14 protein-coding genes are annotated in these 17,187 nt (G+C 40.6%); 7 read left to right on the forward strand and 7 right to left on the reverse strand.

Annotated features, from left to right (window positions below):
* Positions 1-252 precede the first annotated feature (252 nt).
* Together IE056_RS16085 and IE056_RS16090 are read right to left on the reverse strand one after the other, a co-directional pair.
* Positions 253-606: a DUF4870 domain-containing protein gene (locus IE056_RS16085; protein ID WP_189605834.1), complete on the reverse strand. Its 354-nt coding sequence runs from the start codon at positions 604-606 to the stop codon at positions 253-255.
* Positions 607-691: 85 nt separating this feature from the next.
* Complete coding sequence (locus tag IE056_RS16090) at positions 692-1,207, reverse strand: outer membrane protein (protein WP_189605836.1); 516 nt, start codon at positions 1,205-1,207, stop codon at positions 692-694.
* A 339-nt stretch (positions 1,208-1,546) separates the two neighbouring features.
* Between IE056_RS16090 and IE056_RS16095 the strand changes: the two genes are divergently transcribed.
* Together IE056_RS16095 and IE056_RS16100 are read left to right on the forward strand one after the other, a co-directional pair.
* On the forward strand, positions 1,547-2,311 hold the full coding sequence (locus tag IE056_RS16095) for a LytR/AlgR family response regulator transcription factor (protein WP_189605837.1): 765 nt from the start codon (positions 1,547-1,549) through the stop codon (positions 2,309-2,311).
* Between the two features lie 34 nt (positions 2,312-2,345).
* On the forward strand, positions 2,346-4,421 hold the full coding sequence (locus IE056_RS16100) for a tetratricopeptide repeat-containing sensor histidine kinase (protein ID WP_189605838.1): 2,076 nt from the start codon (positions 2,346-2,348) through the stop codon (positions 4,419-4,421).
* A gap of 105 nt (positions 4,422-4,526) precedes the next feature.
* Here the strand turns inward: IE056_RS16100 and IE056_RS16105 are convergent, their stop codons facing one another.
* The gene (locus tag IE056_RS16105; protein ID WP_189605839.1) at positions 4,527-4,886 is read right to left on the reverse strand and encodes a hypothetical protein; all 360 of its coding nucleotides are present in this window, start codon (positions 4,884-4,886) and stop codon (positions 4,527-4,529) included.
* Between the two features lie 307 nt (positions 4,887-5,193).
* Here IE056_RS16105 and IE056_RS16110 point away from each other — a divergent pair, with 307 nt between their 5' ends.
* The 3 genes from IE056_RS16110 to IE056_RS16120 all read left to right on the forward strand — a co-directional run bounded on the left by IE056_RS16110 (position 5,194) and on the right by IE056_RS16120 (position 7,388).
* Complete coding sequence (locus tag IE056_RS16110; protein ID WP_229793792.1) at positions 5,194-6,009, forward strand: carbonic anhydrase; 816 nt, start codon at positions 5,194-5,196, stop codon at positions 6,007-6,009.
* A 170-nt stretch (positions 6,010-6,179) separates the two neighbouring features.
* Positions 6,180-6,719 carry a lipid-binding SYLF domain-containing protein gene (locus IE056_RS16115; RefSeq protein WP_229793793.1) on the forward strand — a complete coding sequence of 180 codons (540 nt, stop codon included), beginning with the start codon at positions 6,180-6,182 and terminating at the stop codon, positions 6,717-6,719.
* A gap of 123 nt (positions 6,720-6,842) precedes the next feature.
* Positions 6,843-7,388, forward strand: a complete 546-nt coding sequence (locus IE056_RS16120; RefSeq protein WP_189605842.1) for a lipid-binding SYLF domain-containing protein — start codon at positions 6,843-6,845, stop codon at positions 7,386-7,388.
* A gap of 207 nt (positions 7,389-7,595) precedes the next feature.
* Here the strand turns inward: IE056_RS16120 and IE056_RS16125 are convergent, their stop codons facing one another.
* The 4 genes from IE056_RS16125 to IE056_RS16140 form a co-directional block, all read right to left on the reverse strand.
* On the reverse strand, positions 7,596-8,963 hold the full coding sequence (locus tag IE056_RS16125; RefSeq protein WP_189605843.1) for an FAD-containing oxidoreductase: 1,368 nt from the start codon (positions 8,961-8,963) through the stop codon (positions 7,596-7,598).
* Positions 8,964-8,982: 19 nt separating this feature from the next.
* Entirely contained in the window at positions 8,983-9,759 is a 777-nt protein-coding gene (locus IE056_RS16130; protein ID WP_189605845.1) for an SDR family NAD(P)-dependent oxidoreductase, read from the reverse strand.
* 133 nt (positions 9,760-9,892) lie between these two features.
* The gene (locus IE056_RS16135; RefSeq protein ID WP_189605848.1) at positions 9,893-13,438 is read right to left on the reverse strand and encodes a BamA/TamA family outer membrane protein; all 3,546 of its coding nucleotides are present in this window, start codon (positions 13,436-13,438) and stop codon (positions 9,893-9,895) included.
* A gap of 393 nt (positions 13,439-13,831) precedes the next feature.
* Complete coding sequence (locus IE056_RS16140; protein WP_189605947.1) at positions 13,832-14,281, reverse strand: nucleoside deaminase; 450 nt, start codon at positions 14,279-14,281, stop codon at positions 13,832-13,834.
* 38 nt (positions 14,282-14,319) lie between these two features.
* Between IE056_RS16140 and IE056_RS16145 the strand changes: the two genes are divergently transcribed.
* Positions 14,320-16,098 carry a 1-deoxy-D-xylulose-5-phosphate synthase gene (locus IE056_RS16145; protein WP_189605850.1) on the forward strand — a complete coding sequence of 593 codons (1,779 nt, stop codon included), beginning with the start codon at positions 14,320-14,322 and terminating at the stop codon, positions 16,096-16,098.
* A gap of 35 nt (positions 16,099-16,133) precedes the next feature.
* Positions 16,134-17,165 carry a DUF3078 domain-containing protein gene (locus IE056_RS16150; RefSeq protein ID WP_189605852.1) on the forward strand — a complete coding sequence of 344 codons (1,032 nt, stop codon included), beginning with the start codon at positions 16,134-16,136 and terminating at the stop codon, positions 17,163-17,165.
* Positions 17,166-17,187 lie beyond the last annotated feature (22 nt).

Here is a 17,187-nt window from a genome sequence, read left to right on the forward strand (position 1 = left end):
AATATCTCTAACTTTTCTGATAAGCTCCATCTCTTGTATTTCATATTTCAAAGGTATAAATTGAAATTTAAAATATCACTCCGATCTTATTGGGGGCTAAATTAGTCGTTGTCACCCGAATCATCATCTGAGCATGAACTAAATCCAAAAATTGCAATGCAAAGAATTAATAGGTGGTTGATTGATATGTTTTTCATAATGTTTTGATTAAATAATTTGATGCGTATATTCTAATGTTCCTATGCCTGTATTTTAAATATTCTGGAACCACTCTTCAAACTTGTTTCCGAAGAAAGGGACAGGTTTTATTTTTCCGTTGATGGCATTAATAAGTCCCATTATCCATAAATACAGCAGGAAGAGTGATCCGAAAAAACTGATGATCCACCCCAGGATTGGCACCATACCCACCACAAAGACAGCAATTCCGCAAAGAGTTAAGCCTAGTGATTGCTTTATGTGATAAGCTGCAAAGGGGTCGTTCTTATCTTTGTTCATGATAAAAGCTATCAATAGCCCAATGATGGTGAGATATGCAACGATGGCCAGGGTAGCATCACCTGTATATTCATTTTTAGTTTCTGTATGAGTATTTCCCGATTCCATAGTAATTTTTTAAAGGTTCATAAATGATTTTTCAGCAGATTACGCTAGCTTTTCAAGAAATCTGGAGGGGCAACAGTTGTGCTGGTTACAGATTAAATTTTATACCGGCGCCAATAACCAACTGACTTCCGTCTATGATGACGTATTTCGCTTCAGCAAAAGGAGTGATGCTGCTTCCAATATTGAAATTTGCACCGGCACCAAGGTTTAGTCCAAATCTCCCGTCACTGGATTCCATGGAGGTGCCGCCAAAACCTGTTCCGTCAAAATCTATTTTTACATTGGTGTAATTGAGCCCGGCGATTCCGTAGAAACCAAAACTTTCATCATTCAGAAAATAATAATTGGCATTTCCGTTCAATTCCCACCATTTGATATCAATTCCAGCTTCATCTTTAGGCAGGTAATAAATGAATCCGGGAGAGATCGTGAGGTTTTCCATAATTGGGAATTCCGCATTCACCCCAATTCCTATATTCTCAATTTCGGTTCCATAGGCTACCATTGCTCCAAACCGGGTATCGGTTTGAGCAGAGCTTATAAAAGTTCCTCCAAAGAATAGTAAAGTAGCAGTGAGCAATAGTGTTAATTTAGTTTTCATGCTTAATTGTTTTTGGTTTGTTTGATTTTCAAGTCATCAACCAACTTTCATTGGGCCGGCTGATTAATTTATTGATGTAAATATCTTTATGTTATTCATTTTCAGCAATATGTATTGAGTGCAGATGGAATATGGATGAGTGAAAGTGTGCTACGTTTTATTTAGCGGGTTTTAGGGCTTGTAAATGGAGATACGGCAGTATTCTAATTCATATGGCATTTACACCATTGAAAAGCAGCTTTTTAGGGATAATTCTTTTAAAAGTCCATTAAGAAAAGTTACATTTAATGAGAATATCCCTTTTTTTTTAATTTTATAACCTGAAGAAATCTTACCCTAATGAGAATTGCAATTATAGATGATGAAGTACATTGTGTGGAAGGGCTGGTTTTGCATGTAAGAAGTAAGTTTCCTGAAGCCGAAATTGTGTTCAAAGGCACAAAACCCGAAGATGCGCTACAGTCATTGCCCAACGCCAGGCCCGATCTTTTATTTCTGGACGTGGAAATGCCCGGGATGAATGGTTTTGAATTACTGGATCATTTGCCGAGAGAATCATTTGATGTGATTTTTACAACCGCTTACAGCCAGTATGCCGCCCGGGCCTTTAAAGCCAAAGCGGTTAATTATTTACTGAAACCTATTGATGAAGCAGAGTTTGAAAATGCTGTTTTGGAGTGGAAGGAAGAAAAGGAAATGAAAAAGAACCTTTCTTCTGAAAGATTGAACGAACTCCTTATCTACATGAAGCGGGAAGGAATCCTGAAAAATAAAATTGCCGTTCCTGTTTCTGAAGGTTTCGAGTTTATTGAAACCAATGATATCCTGTACTGTCAAAGTCAGAATAATTACACGCTGCTCTTCACCACAGATAACCGGAAACTCGTATTAAGTAAGACCTTAAAGGAATTTGAAAAACTGCTGGATAAGTATTTCTTTATAAGGATTCATAAATCCTTTCTTATAAACCCCAACTATATGAAAAAGTACTACCGCAATGACGGGGGATACCTGGTCATGCAGGATGGAAAGTCCATTCCCGTTAGTAAAAGTAAAAAAGACCTTATCACCAATCTTTTTGATGCAATCACAAAAACTGCGTAATATCTTCATGTTGCCGGTATGAACTACAAAATATATGCGCACTTCAGGAAAATATTTTCACAGGCTCCAATGGCAGATCTGTTTTTTCATACTCTTCTTTTCTTTTTCCGGAAATGCACAGTCACGCCTGGATAGTCTTCAGACGGTTTTTCAACAGGAAAGCAACGATTCCCTAAAGATCATTTATGAACTTCAGTATGTACGTGAACTGCATAGAAAAGATCATGATGCAGATAAGGAATACGCTATTGCGCAGGATGCAATAAAGAGGGCATTAAACTACGGAGATACTTTGTTATATGCCCGAAGCCTGGATAACCTGGGATTGCTGTACCGTTATCATCAGGATTATTCCGAAGCAATGCCTCTTCATATAAAAGCTTTCAACCTCGTAAAAAACAAAAAGAGCGATCCTGTTCACAAAATGATCTTTGCGAACAATGCCGGTGTTGCAGGCAGGTATAATCAAAAATATGATTCGGCCATTACCTTTTACATGCATGCATTGAGGATTGCAGAAAGGGAAAATGACCTCAAGAACATTGCCATTTCAAGTAACGGAATTGGAAATGCACTGGGGAATATTCCCGGGCGGGAAGATGAAGCGCTGGGGTATTTTGAACGTTCTCTTGAGGCAGAAGAAGCAAGGGATAACAGTCTGGGTGTGGCTATGAATTATCTGTCAATCAGCGACTATTACATAGACAAGGAACAGTACAGGACAGCCCGGCAGTATCTTGATGAATTGCATAAAATTAATCAGGAACGAGAGGATTTATACGGGCTGGCAATCACGTATGAATTCTACGGAAAATCTTACCTGGAAGAGGGCAGGAACCTTGCAAAAGCTGCTTCTTATTTTCAGGATGCTCTGGGTAGGTTTAGAACTCTGGGAGATAAACACCGGCAGGCACAGATCTTAATGAGTATTGGAGATGTTTTTTTAGAACAAAATGATCTTGCACAAGCTGCCGGCTCTTACCAGAATTCCCTGGCACTGGCGCGGGAACTTGATCAGCACGGGTTGATCATGGCTAATTCGTTTGGCCTGTCAAATATTTCCGAAAAGCGAAATCAGCATGAGCAGGCCCTGGAATATTATAAACAGGGAAAAGCCTATGAAGACAGTATTAAACTTTCTGAACAGAATGTTGAAATAGCAGCCCTAATCCGAAAGTATGATATTGAAAAAAAGGAAAATCAAATTCAGTTACTGGAAAAAGATAAGGCGCTGCAGCAAACCCTGCTGGACAATCAGGAGCAAAAGCTGGAACGAAGAAGGATCTTTATGATGCTTATGGGCATAGGCCTTTTGTTCATTCTTACCATCATCTTTTTACAATACCGAAACGCACGGACAAAGAAGAAGACCAATGAGAGAATTTTAAAAGAGGAAAAAGCAAAATTAAAAGCGATTTATGAGCGAAACCTGGCGCGTGCAGAAATTCTGGTAACCCGGTTAAGGATCAATCCTCATTTCCTTTTTAATAGTCTTAATGCCATCACATACCTCATCCAGAGTGAGCAGAATGCGAAAGCCATGAAATATCTCGTGGTTTTTAGCCGCTACACGCGAATGGTGCTGGAAACATCCCAGCAGCATGTGGTTCCTTTAACCGAAGAGCTTAAATTAACCCGCTATTACCTGGCGCTGGAAGAGAACCGTTTTGAAAAGGATTTTAAATATGAGATCAGGGGAGACGATTCTCCAACTATTGAAAATGTGTTGATACCCCCGTTGCTGCTTCAGCCTTTTATTGAAAATGCTATATGGCATGGCTTGTTGCCGAGCAAACGTGATGAAAAAATAGTACTTCTGGAGGTGATTTCAGAAGGAGAAGATATTAGGATCATCATTGATGATAATGGAATAGGAAGAAAGAAAACCAATTCCCGGTCTTCCAAAGATGCCCATAAAAGCATGGGGATGAAGATCATCAGGGAACGTATTGAACTTTATAACAAGAGTTATCCAGACACGATTGAGTATGAGATCATCGATAAAGTAAACCCAGAGGGGGAACCCGAAGGTACCAGGATCGTATTTGTACTTAAACAGGAAAAACTCAAGCAGAAGCCTGTTCATTCCTTCTCAGATAATTATGAATAATAATTACTTCGGAAGAAATTAAAAAATTTCAGCTGTTGCTGATAATTCATTTTTAAAAGGGTGCTTTTTACCACCTGAAGAATAATACTGAATTTTCAGAAAATATTAATGAGTTGCGGTATCTGTAATGGACAATTCATCCATAAGCTCATTTCTGTACCTGTCCAGCTCTCTTACTTCCTGCTCCTCCATAATTACGATCAATGAGTTCAGTTTTTCCTGAAGTGGTTTTGCGTATGCCTGAAATTCCTCCCGGCTAGCTTCCTCATTTTCCACTTTTTCTATTCCTTCGAAGATCTTTCTGGAAATGGCTTTGGCTTCTTCCAGTTCGGCATTATCGGGAGGTATGCTGGTTTTCGGCTCCTGTTCTTCTGTTACTCCTGATCGTTCCTCACATCCAAAACAGAGAAAAAGTATAAAAGCCGATAAAAAGAATATTTTTTTCATGGTGGAGGTAATTGACATATCAAATATATTAAATTTTAACATAATCTGTAGCAGCCGATATCATATCAGTAAAATAATTTTTGCTGATTCTTGTTGAACAGCCAATGATTCTATTAGAATTCTTTCACGACAACGAGAAAGAGATAGTATCTCATTGTATTATAACACTTTATATTTTATTTGTGAACATGTTTTGAAGTGCTTCTTGAGAAATTCTTTAAATTGAAAGAAACCCTATTTAAGGTGTACTGCATGGAATGAAGATGTTATCTAATCAAAATGCAGGATGGATAAACAGATTTTAAACCTTTTTAAACTAATCAAAATGACTAATAGAAAAATGCAGCTGATTTTATGTTTTGGAGTATTTCTGATGTTCCTTCAAACATCCTGTGCACAAACCAGGAATACCTCTGAAAGGGATCAATCCACCATGAATGAAGAAAACCTGCAGTCCCGGGAATGGAGAGAGGAAAATTATATCGTTAACCGTGATTCTGCCTCGGCGAATCCCTATTACGGACTGCAGAAACTTCGCGGCGGGAACCAGCGTTTTGAGCAGGGGAGAAGTATTCACCCACGGCAGCACCCGGAATTAGTAGAAGCTTTGGTGGAAGGACAGTATCCGTTCGCGACTATTGTAGGTTGTTCAGATTCCCGGGTGGCGACAGAAATTATTTTTGATCAGGGGTTTGGCGATCTATTTGTGGCACGTACGGCAGGTCAGGTCATGACGCAGGCCAGTTATGCCACTTTGGAATATGCATATTTAAACCTTGGCACCAAACTCATTGTTGTTTTGGGCCATAGTAGTTGTGGCGCTGTGACTGCTGCAGTGGAAAGGCCGGCAGACCCGCCAAGTCATATTGTAAGTCTGATAAATGCCATTAAACCTGCTGCTTTGGCTGTGGAAGGAATGGGGGATAATCAACTTGAGATGGCAGTGAAGCAAAACGTGATCAACCAGGTAGAGGAGTTAAGAAGGCTCGAAGCGGTCCTGAGCAGAGGGTATGAAAAAGGAGACCTGTTGATTGTGGGAGCTGTGTATGATCTGCCTACCGGAAATATTGAGTTTTTAGAAGAGACCCTTCAGGAGCTGCCGGCCACAAATTATTCTACAAAAGATATCACGGGACTATAACAGTATCATTTCAACTGAAAAAAAGAACGGGAAAGGAAACGGCTCTTTAACGTTCATTAAGGAAAAGCGTTAATACCTAATGAAATAACACTCAATTAACATAAGAATACTTTGATTCAGAGTACATTGAGTAGTAACTAACTTAAAAATAAAGTAAAATGGAATCAGTTATGAGATTTAATAATTTTTACAAATCAATTTTTGCATTGATTTTTCTAGTATTCGCGAGTTGTGGATCTATGAAGAAAACAGGAGATGACCTGGTATCAGACGCTCAGGAGGCGAAGTCTACTATTGAACAAAATTATCCCGAAATGTCCGATCATTTTAATGATGCGGCAGGATATGCAATTTTTCCAAATGTAGGAAAAGGTGCATACGTAATAGGAGGGGCATCTGGTAATGGTGCAGTTTATGAAAATGGTAACCTTATTGGATATGGAGATCTAAAACAAGTAGATGTAGGTCTTCAAATAGGTGGTAAAGCCTTTATTGAGGTACTGTTTTTTGAAACTCAGGAAGCTTTAGATGATTTTAAGAACGGTAGCTACGAGTTATCGGCAAATGCATCTGCAATTGTACTGGATGAAGGAGCATCCCGTAATATTAACTTCGCAGATGGTGTTGCGGTTGTAACCATGCCTAAAGAAGGTGCAATGGCCGGAGTTTCTGTTGGAGGACAAAGGTTCGATTTCCAACCGGTACAGTAATCTTGAAATAATATTGAATAAAGAAGTGGTTCCTTATCCGGAATCACTTTTTTTATATGATGTACATCCAGATAAGTAGAATTGGTACAATAAATGAAACTATAAATGCATAACAGAAAAACTATGAATTCAACATTAATATTTAAAAGAACAGGAATTACCTTACTTCTCATTTTTTTTATGGGTACTATGGTAACCGCTCAGACGTCAGATCAGAAGAAGATCATTAATGATGCTGAAAAGGCAAAACAAACCCTTACTCAAAAAGATCCGGGAGTAGAAAACCTGCTGAATAATTCTGTGGGGTATGCTATTTTTCCGAATGTGGGGAAAGGAGCATACATCGTAGGAGGTGCATCTGGAAACGGAGCAGTATATCAAAATGGAGAATTGATTGGGATGGCCGATTTGAAGCAACTGGATGTAGGACTTCAATTGGGAGGTCAGGCTTTTATTCAGGTGTTGTTGTTCAAGACCCAGGCGGCATTAGATCGTTTTAAAGAAGGGAAGTTTAAACTTTCCGGTAATGCATCTGCCGTGGCTCTTGATAAAGGTCGTGCAGAGAGTATAGAATTCCGGGATGGAGTAGGTGTTATTACCATGCCTAAAGCCGGAGCGATGATCGAAGTTTCTGTAGGTGGACAAAAATTTAATTTTGAAGAACTGTAAGCAGTAGCTTAAGAATTTAAAGAGAGCTGTTTCAGGGTTTAAGTACTTTCTGTTCTTCTATGTAGAACCAGTCAGGAACAAAGCCCGAAACAGCTTTTTTATTTCCGATTATTTTCCTGTACGGCAAACAATCTCCCCAGAAGCCTCAACCAGGTAGTGTTTAAATTCTTTGTTCCTACAGCGAAATAATTTTGCTTTTTCTGGTAATTACTTCACGGGTTTTAGATTTTGCAGCATGGTAGGAATTAATTCACTTACCGTTGGATGTATGTGAACAGCATTTTTGATGACCGTATACGGCGCATCTGCATACATCACATCAATAATTGCATGGATATATTCATCTGCCCTGGTTCCCAGGAAAGAGGCTCCCAGGATTTTATCTGTTCCTTCTTCCGTATAGATCTTTAGAAGTCCGTCTGTTTCCCCCATTTCTTTTGCACGTGCTATCTCTTTCATAGGTTTAATTGCAATATTGGCTTTTAAGCCTTTTTCCCTGATTTCTTCCAGATTCATTCCAACCCGCGCCAGCGAAGGATCTATATAGGCGGCATAGCAGGAAATTCGATCTGAAAGATATTTTTTTTCCGTGCCCTGCAGGTGAGAATCAACGATCTGAAAATCATTATAGGAAGTATGGGTAAAAGCTCCCTCTCCATTGCAGTCGCCCAGAGCAAAAATATGATCCATATTGGTTTGCAGCCTCTCATTCACCTGGATGTATCCTTTTTTGTCGGTTTTAATTTCCGCAGCATCCAGTCCCAGTTCATCTGTGTTGGGTATTCTTCCTGTAGCCATGAGCAGGTGTGAACCTTTTATGGAAGGCTCCCCTGTTTCACATTCCAACTGAATTTCGACACCTTCTCCCGCGGGTTTTGCACTAATACACTCAGACTTAAACCGGATATGTATATCTTCCTTCTTCAGGATTTCAGCAATGGCTTCAGAAATATCTTCGTCTTCCTTTTTCATTAATCTTTCGCCTCTTTCCAGGATGGTCACTTTGCTGCCAAACCTCCTGAACATCTGGGCGAACTCTAATCCCACATAACCGCCACCCACAATGATGAGGTGCTCGGGAATTTCCTCCAGCTCCAGCATGGTTTCATTGGTCAACACCGGAACATTCTCAAAACCTTCCGGAATTCGAGGTCTTGCTCCCACATTGATATAGATGGTTTCAGCAGAAAATATTTTTCCGTCTACTTCGATGCTTTTTGAATCAATAAACTTTGCCTTACCCCTTATGAGGCTGATGCCCGGTTCTTCAGAAAAGCTTTTTTCCCAGCTGTCTCTGGACTCCTGGATTAGGTCATCCTTTCTTCTTTTGATCTGTTTGAGGTTCACCTTGACCTTTCCTTCAATACCAACACCCAGTTCTTCACTGTTTCTGGCTACAAAAACTCTTCTGGCGCTTGCAATATAGGTTTTGGTGGGGGTGCAGCCGGTGTTTACACATGTTCCACCAAGATGATTTTTCTCTATTATGGCTACTTTTTTACCTTTTTTGGCAAGGCTGAGAGCTAACGGTGGGCCAGCCTGTCCTGTTCCAATAATGATGGCATCGTATTTCATGTATGTCTGGTTTTACTGGTTATGCTCCCTGGCCTACGTTTTGCATTAGTCCGCCGTCCATTACGTAGGTGGATCCGGTTACATAATCTGAATCTGAAGAAGCCAGGAAAACAGCAAGTTTTCCAATTTCTGCGGGTGTGCCTGCTCTCTTCAGCGGGATATTGGAAGCTTTATCTTTCCGCACTTCCTTGTCTTCCTGTGCTTCCTGATTGAATGGCGTAAGGATCATTCCCGGGGCGATGTTGTTCACATTGATTTGGTATTCGGCCAGTTCCAGCGCAAGAGTTCTGGTAAGCATTCGTATGGCACCTTTGGTAGAACAATAATCGGCAGTTCCCGGTGCAGGAATATCTTCGTGAACGGAAGAAACGTTGATGATTTTCCCTTTTCCACCTTTTTGTTTCCGGATATTTATAAACCTCCTCACACAGAAAAAATATCCGTAGAGATTCGTTTTTATGGCCTTGTCCCATTTTTCGGTAGAAAGGTCTTCCACTCTAATTCCCTGTCCGTTTATCGCTGCATTATTAATAAGGATATGCAGATCTCCGAATTCTTCCAGCGCTTTATCAAACATTCTCTCTACATTCTCTTCATCGGAAACATCAATCTTGATAATGATCCCTTTTCTGCCGGCTTCCTGTACTGCTTTTAAAGTTTCTTCGGCGCCCTCTTTATCGGAATGATACGTGATCACCACATCGGCTCCTTCTTTGGCGAGTTCTATCGCAGATGCCTGTCCAATACCCGAATCTGATCCTGTTATTAATGCTATTTTGCCTTCTAGTTTACCCATGACGTTTTCTGTTTTATAAATATTCATCTCAAAAGAATAAGCTACCAACTATTATTGGGATACGATGTTAACAAAAAGATAATTAAGCAGTTATAATTAAAAGCCTGTAGCTGCTACTTTTAGCTGACAAACACTAGTATTTAAAGTTAACAGTGAAGGTTAAGCGGTTGCCATCATCACCGTGATAAAATCCTATATTTCCGGTGAGAGCCAGTAAACCGTTGATCCAGATGGAGCCTCCGTAGTTGTTGCGCCACCGGTCTGAAAGGTCATTTTCTGACCATACTCTTCCGTAGTCAAAACCAACACTGGCGCCCAGGATAATGGGAAGAAATTCCGTTTCCAGAAGCGCAAAGGCACTCCGCAGATCGGTACTGTGATAAAAAGATCTTTTTCCATTGAACCTGTGGTTACGGTACCCCCTTAAATTATTATTACCTCCCAAAGTGGCTCCATGGTAGAACTCATATTCATCTCCAAGAATTGCTTCCCCGCCTATTTTGGTGGCTATAACCGCAAATCCGCTGGAAATTAAAGGATAATCAAAAGATAGGGAAGGTTCAATGTATCCAAAGCTATTGTCGCCACCATCAATATTGGTCTTGTATCCTGAAGTTACATCGAATTCCATTCCTCTGCTGGGGAAAGAGGCGTTATTTTTATTGTAGTAATTGTAATTTATTTCTGCTCCTCCATAAAGCTGACTTTCAAAAATGTCATTTTCGGGAGAGAAAACCTGACTTACATAATCATCCCCGTCTGAATGTATTTTTAAAGATTCGATCATGGGTTTAAAATAAAATCTTCCTCCGGCGTCATTCCTCCAGATGAGAGATGGTGCTATATGCCATTGCCGGATCTTTACCCGGTTAAAATCTTTTTCTACAGAATTTCGGTCATATTGAGAATCGTTACCTGTTCCAAAATAATTCAGGAAATAATTGGGGCTGGTATACCTTGCTTCAATTCCGAAGTTCCAGTCGTAAAATACATGGGCAAATTCTCCCGAATAATTCACCTCGTACCCATTGGTGGCAAAATAATAATTGGCGCCCAGCCTATGCTGAGTCGAGAATGGATTTTGAACAAGACCATAAGTGGTGAAAATATTTCTTACTCCCAGGGAAAAACCGGCATCGGGAACAAAATCGGCATAGGGTAAAATTCTAAAATCGTGATATTTTCGTTTAGTGTAGTCGTAATGATTGATGTCATAAGAGTCTACCAGCCATTTCCGGCTTTTTGAATTCAAAATGGTGTTTTCGGAGCTCCTGTAATCATACAGTTTAATTTTTCTGGTGTTTGTGAAGTCGTACGTATCATTTTTGGCACCTCCAAGCACTTTCATTTTGATCAGGTCATTTCCTTCTCCAGAGGTCGTGAAAGTATCCTCTCCATCAAGTCCATAGACCCAGATTTCTTCGGTTTCGGCAGAAGAGTAGTCTTTGTTAAAGATCTCTTCCCCTGCGGTTGTGATGTTGATATTCGTGATACCATTTTCTTTTCGGGTGATTGCAACATCATCGTCCTCTTCGGTTCCAATAACCATATTGAATTCCTGAAGATAATCGTAATAAGTTCTTGCAGTTGCCAGTAAATTGTCGCGTCTGTATTTTAAGGTAGACTTTATTTCTTCTATACTATGGTCCCGGACTTCTTTGGGTAATTCGGCAAAGGAACTTTCAATGACTTCATCGGTCATTTGCTCCTGAATGATCTGCACCTGCTGTTCCCAATCATTCCATTCCGAAGATTTTAGGAAACTATGATCCAGGGGATAGCCAGACCAGGTGAGCCATTTTAAATTTTTGATCTCATTGGTGTAGGATTGCATTTTTCTAAGCTCGGGGATGGAAAGCTTTAAAAATGCCATAAGGGCTCCGTCATAATTGGGAAAAGCGAAATCCCGGTCCCTGGGAATGGGATAATATACTTTTTTTCCGTTTTCTTCAAATTCTGCCCAGCGCCATTGATCTTCATGCCGGTCCCAGTCTCCCACCATAAGGTCAAATAACCTCACCTTGATAAAAGAATTTTCGTCTACTTCTACATTTTTGTCTTCTCTTATTTCCAGGAGAAGATCAAGAGTGCTCAAAATATCATTTGATGCCCCCAGGGTTTCAAAATCCTTATTTTCATCGCCTACATGGGGCTCGAGCATGTATAATTCATCTCCATATTCGTCATTATGAATGCCCAGGGCCGGCTGCTTGGGCACATAGTAAATTTCCGGGTTTATGTGATAGATGTCCAGCGCGTCATACAGGCCGTTTATTCCGAAGGGAGCATAGGGATGGGAAGTAGTGAAAAAATCTGATAAATATCTGTAAACAATGGTATTGTCCAGAAATTCTCCCACGTAATTTTCTTTAATTAAATCGGCCTGAACATATCTTTTCGGACTTTTCCTTAAAGCGCGAATGGTATATTCATGGGCATCATCATCAATAAACCTTAGAGAGCGGGATTGTTGCCCGCCACCTTCTTTTAACGGCCTTAAATTTCCCGGAATCGTGTCAATATTCAGCACGGGTGCTTCAATCTCCGTGCTAAAGATTTCCCGGTTGGTATTTCCCAGTAACCATTTGTGGAATTTACTTTTTTGGGTCTCCTCTTTACTGTAGATCGAAGATAACATGGTGGGGCCTACGTCTTCCTGTTCCTCATAAGTTACATCTTCCAGCCGTGGGCGCTCCCGTTCAATGTTTTTACTGAAAAGCAGCTGGGAACCTTCTGTAGTTACCTCATAAAAATCGGCTTTAGAGCTTCCGTCCTTATAGATGGTAAGTTTTACAAATCCGTTTTTTTCCGAAGCAAAGTGTTCGTCTTCTTTTGCCCGGGCAGCTTCAGTTTTTGCGGCAGCACCGCTTATGATTTGTGGGTTTCTTTCATTGTCGAGGAATTGAAGGTTACGGTGACTTCCCGATACAAAAATGACATCATCATAAAGACTGGCAAGAGTTTCAAGTCGGCTTCTTAGACGCTGCAGCTTTTGGTGTTCAAAGGATTGAGGGAAAAAACCACCCGTTCTGTTAATAAACCCGAGATTATTGTTACTCATAACTGGATGGTGAATGGCCACAATCTTTGTTTTTCCGTGGTTGTCTTTCAGGTCATCTTTAAATTCAACAAAAAACTGCTCCCGGTCTTTGATCTCGCAATCCAAATTCATCTCCGGGTGGTCATCCCAGTCCTCCAGGAACCATTGGGAGTCTACAGTGATAAGAACCACCTCATCATTTAAAACTTCTTCTTCCAGTGGGCAGCCGTCATCGGGCCAGACTTCTGCTTTGCTGTTGTCCTGCAGGAAGGATTCAAGATCATCAATACTTTGTGGGGCAGCCTTGTTCCATTCCCGTACGCCGGGAGTGAAAATCACCTTTCCGTTAAAATTACTAATGGGTTCCAGTAGCTGTTTCCTTAGAAAATCTTCTGAATTTTTTCTCGCTGCTCCTTCAGGAAATCCTTCTTTCCGAGTCATATTGCCCAGCAGCAGGAGCATAGCGGAATCATCTTTTTCGGAAGCTTTATTGATTTCAGAAAAAATTGATGCTGCAGCATTCTCTTCTGAATCTCCCGTGTTTGCAGAAATGTAAAAAGTATGTGATATTTCCTGTTGTGAAAAAGCAGGAGAGGAAAATATCAGCAGGATTAGCATTAAAAAATGAAGTTTTCGCATAGATTTTAAAGGTCCATCTTTGGATTTGTATTCTATCAATGTATAATTAATACAGATTAATTCTTGAACATGTCAAGATCAAAAAAAAAGCAGAAATGCATGTGATTTTTAACGGATTATAACATTTTAAAAGGGCTTCTGCACAAGATTTCGTTAATATCTGGAGGGTGTGGAAAAGGAAATGTTTTTCCGGAAATGATTTGTTTATAAGAATTAAAAAATGGAATATTTTGCTGATGCGGTTCATCACCAAAAACATTTCTGTCGTCGTTGAAAGAATAGCAGGATCAACCCAATCACCTGCACTATGCGGAATAAAGGAAGAATATCTGGTTGCTTAGCGGATACCTAATAGACCGGTAGGTATTGATATTGTAGAAATTTCTTAAAAGATTAATTCAAATTTCTTTTTTCAATGAAAAACCGCTTTAGCAAGGCAGAGGCTTCATTTTCCATAATTCCTGATGTTACTTTTGTTTTAGGATGGAGTCTGGTGCCCATTTTTCGATAGCCGCGATCGGGATCGGTGGCAGCAAAAACAAGATTTGAGATCTGGCTCCAGTACAGGGCACCGGCACACATTTGGCAGGGTTCAAGAGTGACGTACATCGTGCAACCTTTTAAATACTTTCCGCCAAGAAAATTTGCGGCAGCGGTAATAGCCTGCATTTCTGCATGGGCAGTTACATCATTTAAAAGTTCGGTCAAATTGTGTCCGCGGGCAATGATCTGTTGATCTATTACCACGACTACCCCTACAGGAATTTCTCCTTTCTCAAACGCATACTCGGCCTCTTCAAGGGCTTTTCGCATAAAATAACTATCGTCAAAAACCAGTTGCATATTCAAAAATACAATTTCAAAATGTACCTTTGCTGCTTATGGCAAAAAGTCTCTTAAATAAGATAAATTCTCCTGCAGATCTTCGGGAACTTCCTGCTGAAAAACTCGCTGATCTGGCAGTAGAACTACGCCAGTTTATCATTGATATTGTAGCGGCAAAGGAAGGACATTTAGGAGCCAGCCTTGGGGTGGTGGAATTGACCATTGCCTTACATTATGTTTTCAATACGCCCGAAGATGACCTCATCTGGGATGTGGGCCACCAGGCCTATGGCCATAAGATCCTAACCGGAAGGAGGGAAGTCTTTCATACCAACCGACAACTTAACGGCATTAGCGGATTTCCGAAGAGAGGAGAAAGTGAATATGACAGTTTTGGAGTGGGGCATAGCTCCACAGCAATCTCTGCAGCCCTGGGAATGGCCATTGCTTCCAATCTTTCCGAAGATTTCGAAAAACAACATATCGCTGTAATAGGTGACGCGTCCATTGCCAGTGGAATGGCCTTTGAAGGTCTCAATCATGCCGGAGTTACCCGTGCAAATTTGCTGGTGATCCTTAATGACAATGCAATAGGGATTGATCCAAGTGTAGGTGCTTTGAAGCAATATTTTGCCAAGGCCAAAGTTGGTTATAAGCCACGGCAAATGAATATGATCGAGGCACTCAATTTTCAATATCACGGTCCGGTGGACGGTCATGACCTTCCATCACTGATAAAGGCCCTGGAGCATTTAAAAACAATAAAAGGCCCTAAGTTTCTTCATGTGATCACCAAAAAAGGCAAAGGCCTTAAAAAAGCTGAAGAAGACCAGGTAAAATACCATGCCCCGGGAAAATTTGACCGGGCTACAGGTGAGATTATAGTCAAAAATTCCAATGGATTACCGCCAAAATATCAGGATGTTTTCGGACTTACGTTGCTGGAACTGGCAAAAAAGAATGAAAAGATCATAGGGATCACTCCAGCCATGCCCACGGGAAGTTCTTTAAAATACATGATGGATGCCCTGCCCGAAAGAGCTTTTGATGTTGGCATTGCAGAGCAACATGCGGTCACACTTGCCGCCGGAATGGCAACTCAGGGATATATTGTTTTCTGTAACATATATTCTACCTTTTTACAGAGAGCGTATGACCAGTTAATTCATGACGTTGCTTTGCAAAAGCTGCCGGTGATCTTTTGCCTGGATCGTGCAGGACTGGTTGGGGAAGATGGTGCTACCCATCACGGAGTTTTTGATCTGGCTTACCTGAGATGTATTCCCAATCTGCACATTTTTGCACCCATGGATGAAGTGGAACTTCGAAATATGCTGTACACTGCCCAGCTGGGACTTGAATTTCCGTTGGTGATTCGATATCCAAGGGGAAGGGGAGTGACCATTGACTGGCAACAGCCTTTTGAAAAAATAGAATCCGGAAAAGGGATTTGTGTTAAAAATGGTGCAAAAATTGTGGTTCTCAGCATCGGCCATATTGGACAGAATGTAAAACAGGCACTGAAGCAAACTCCGGAAGAAGGGCTTATTGCTCATTATCACCTTAGGTTTGTGAAACCACTGGATGAAGAACTTTTACATACCATCTTTGGAAAGTATGAAAGAGTTGTAACAATAGAAGACGGTACGGCCACGGGAGGCTTTGGAAGTGCTGTTCTGGAATTTGCTGCAAAGCATCAATATAGCCTCCCGATTGAAGTTATGGGAATACCCGATTTCTTTATTGAACATGGAAAAGTGGAAGAATTGCAAGAAATCGCGAAAATTAGCGTTGAGGATATAGTGAAGATGTTGAAACTTCAGTTACATAAGTAGAAAATCATTAAATAAATACCATAGTACACGGCCTCATGTCAATTCGATTTCTTCTCCTGTTTCTTTCATTGCTCTCTTTTAATGCTCATGCCGCTATCGATACCACTTCGGCAGATACTACCAGGCACTCATTTTCTCATTTTCTTAAAACGGCTGCTGTTGTAGATACCATCTCTACCGATACTACCATGGTGGTAAAGGAAAAGGTGAATTACTGGAACAAAGTAAACAAAGTGGGACTCAACCTTAGCGAAGTGGCTTTTGTGAACTGGAATGCGGGGGGGAACAATTCCTTTTCCGCTTTGTTGCATGCAAATTTTGGAAGAAGGTATCGAAAAAAGCTGCTCAACTGGAATTCTACCATGGTCATAAAATATGGTTTTAATGCCCAGGAAGGAAGGGAATTGAGAAAGACTGAAGATCAGTTAGAGATCAATTCCAACTTCGGATATAGAAGAGATTCCGTTTCTAATTTTTATTATTCAGCAAAATTTAATTTCAATACGCAGTTTACCTACGGATACCGGTATCCCAATACAGAAAACCCTATTTCCAAATTTATGGCTCCCGGATATGCTTTTCTGGGGGTAGGAACAGAATATTCTCATCCTTCCGAAGAGTTTACTGCATACATTTCGCCCGTGACGCTAAAATCCACCTTTGTTCTTGACCAGCGCCTGGCGAATGAAGGGATGTTTGGGGTGCGGGAAGCCATAAGAGACGAAGAAGGAAATATTTTACAGGAAGGAGAGAAGATACGGGCCGAATTTGGTTTTCTGGTGAGTAGTACTTTTAACAAAGAGCTTTTCGATAATATCATTTTTGATAATCAGTTAAGGCTTTATTCAGATTACCTGAACAAGTTTGGAAATGTTGATGTGGATTGGGAGTTTAATGTCAATTTAAAGGTAAACACTCATGTGCAGGCTAATATTGGGTCGCACCTGCGATATGATGATGATGTGAAATTCAAGGAAGATCGTGATGGGGATGGCGAACTGGAAACCGGAGGCCCAAAAATTCAATTTAAGCAATTGCTGGGGGTGGGCCTCGTCTACGAATTTTAATACCCTGGTAATAATTTACAGT

The sequence above is a fragment of the Salinimicrobium marinum genome (genome assembly GCF_014651535.1).
GTDB lineage: Bacteria > Bacteroidota > Bacteroidia > Flavobacteriales > Flavobacteriaceae > Salinimicrobium > Salinimicrobium marinum.

Bases quoted from the DNA above. Each gene is read 5' to 3' on its own strand.
- IE056_RS16085 (WP_189605834.1), bottom strand. From the start codon at position 606: ATGGAATCGGGAAATACTCATACAGAAACTAAAAATGAATATACAGGT.
- IE056_RS16090 (WP_189605836.1), bottom strand. From the start codon at position 1,207: ATGAAAACTAAATTAACACTATTGCTCACTGCTACTTTACTATTCTTT.
- IE056_RS16095 (WP_189605837.1), top strand. From the start codon at position 1,547: ATGAGAATTGCAATTATAGATGATGAAGTACATTGTGTGGAAGGGCTG.
- IE056_RS16100 (WP_189605838.1), top strand. From the start codon at position 2,346: ATGCGCACTTCAGGAAAATATTTTCACAGGCTCCAATGGCAGATCTGT.
- IE056_RS16105 (WP_189605839.1), bottom strand. From the start codon at position 4,886: ATGTCAATTACCTCCACCATGAAAAAAATATTCTTTTTATCGGCTTTT.
- IE056_RS16110 (WP_229793792.1), top strand. From the start codon at position 5,194: ATGACTAATAGAAAAATGCAGCTGATTTTATGTTTTGGAGTATTTCTG.
- IE056_RS16115 (WP_229793793.1), top strand. From the start codon at position 6,180: ATGAGATTTAATAATTTTTACAAATCAATTTTTGCATTGATTTTTCTA.
- IE056_RS16120 (WP_189605842.1), top strand. From the start codon at position 6,843: ATGAATTCAACATTAATATTTAAAAGAACAGGAATTACCTTACTTCTC.
- IE056_RS16125 (WP_189605843.1), bottom strand. From the start codon at position 8,963: ATGAAATACGATGCCATCATTATTGGAACAGGACAGGCTGGCCCACCG.
- IE056_RS16130 (WP_189605845.1), bottom strand. From the start codon at position 9,759: ATGGGTAAACTAGAAGGCAAAATAGCATTAATAACAGGATCAGATTCG.
- IE056_RS16135 (WP_189605848.1), bottom strand. From the start codon at position 13,438: ATGCGAAAACTTCATTTTTTAATGCTAATCCTGCTGATATTTTCCTCT.
- IE056_RS16140 (WP_189605947.1), bottom strand. From the start codon at position 14,281: ATGCAACTGGTTTTTGACGATAGTTATTTTATGCGAAAAGCCCTTGAA.
- IE056_RS16145 (WP_189605850.1), top strand. From the start codon at position 14,320: ATGGCAAAAAGTCTCTTAAATAAGATAAATTCTCCTGCAGATCTTCGG.
- IE056_RS16150 (WP_189605852.1), top strand. From the start codon at position 16,134: ATGTCAATTCGATTTCTTCTCCTGTTTCTTTCATTGCTCTCTTTTAAT.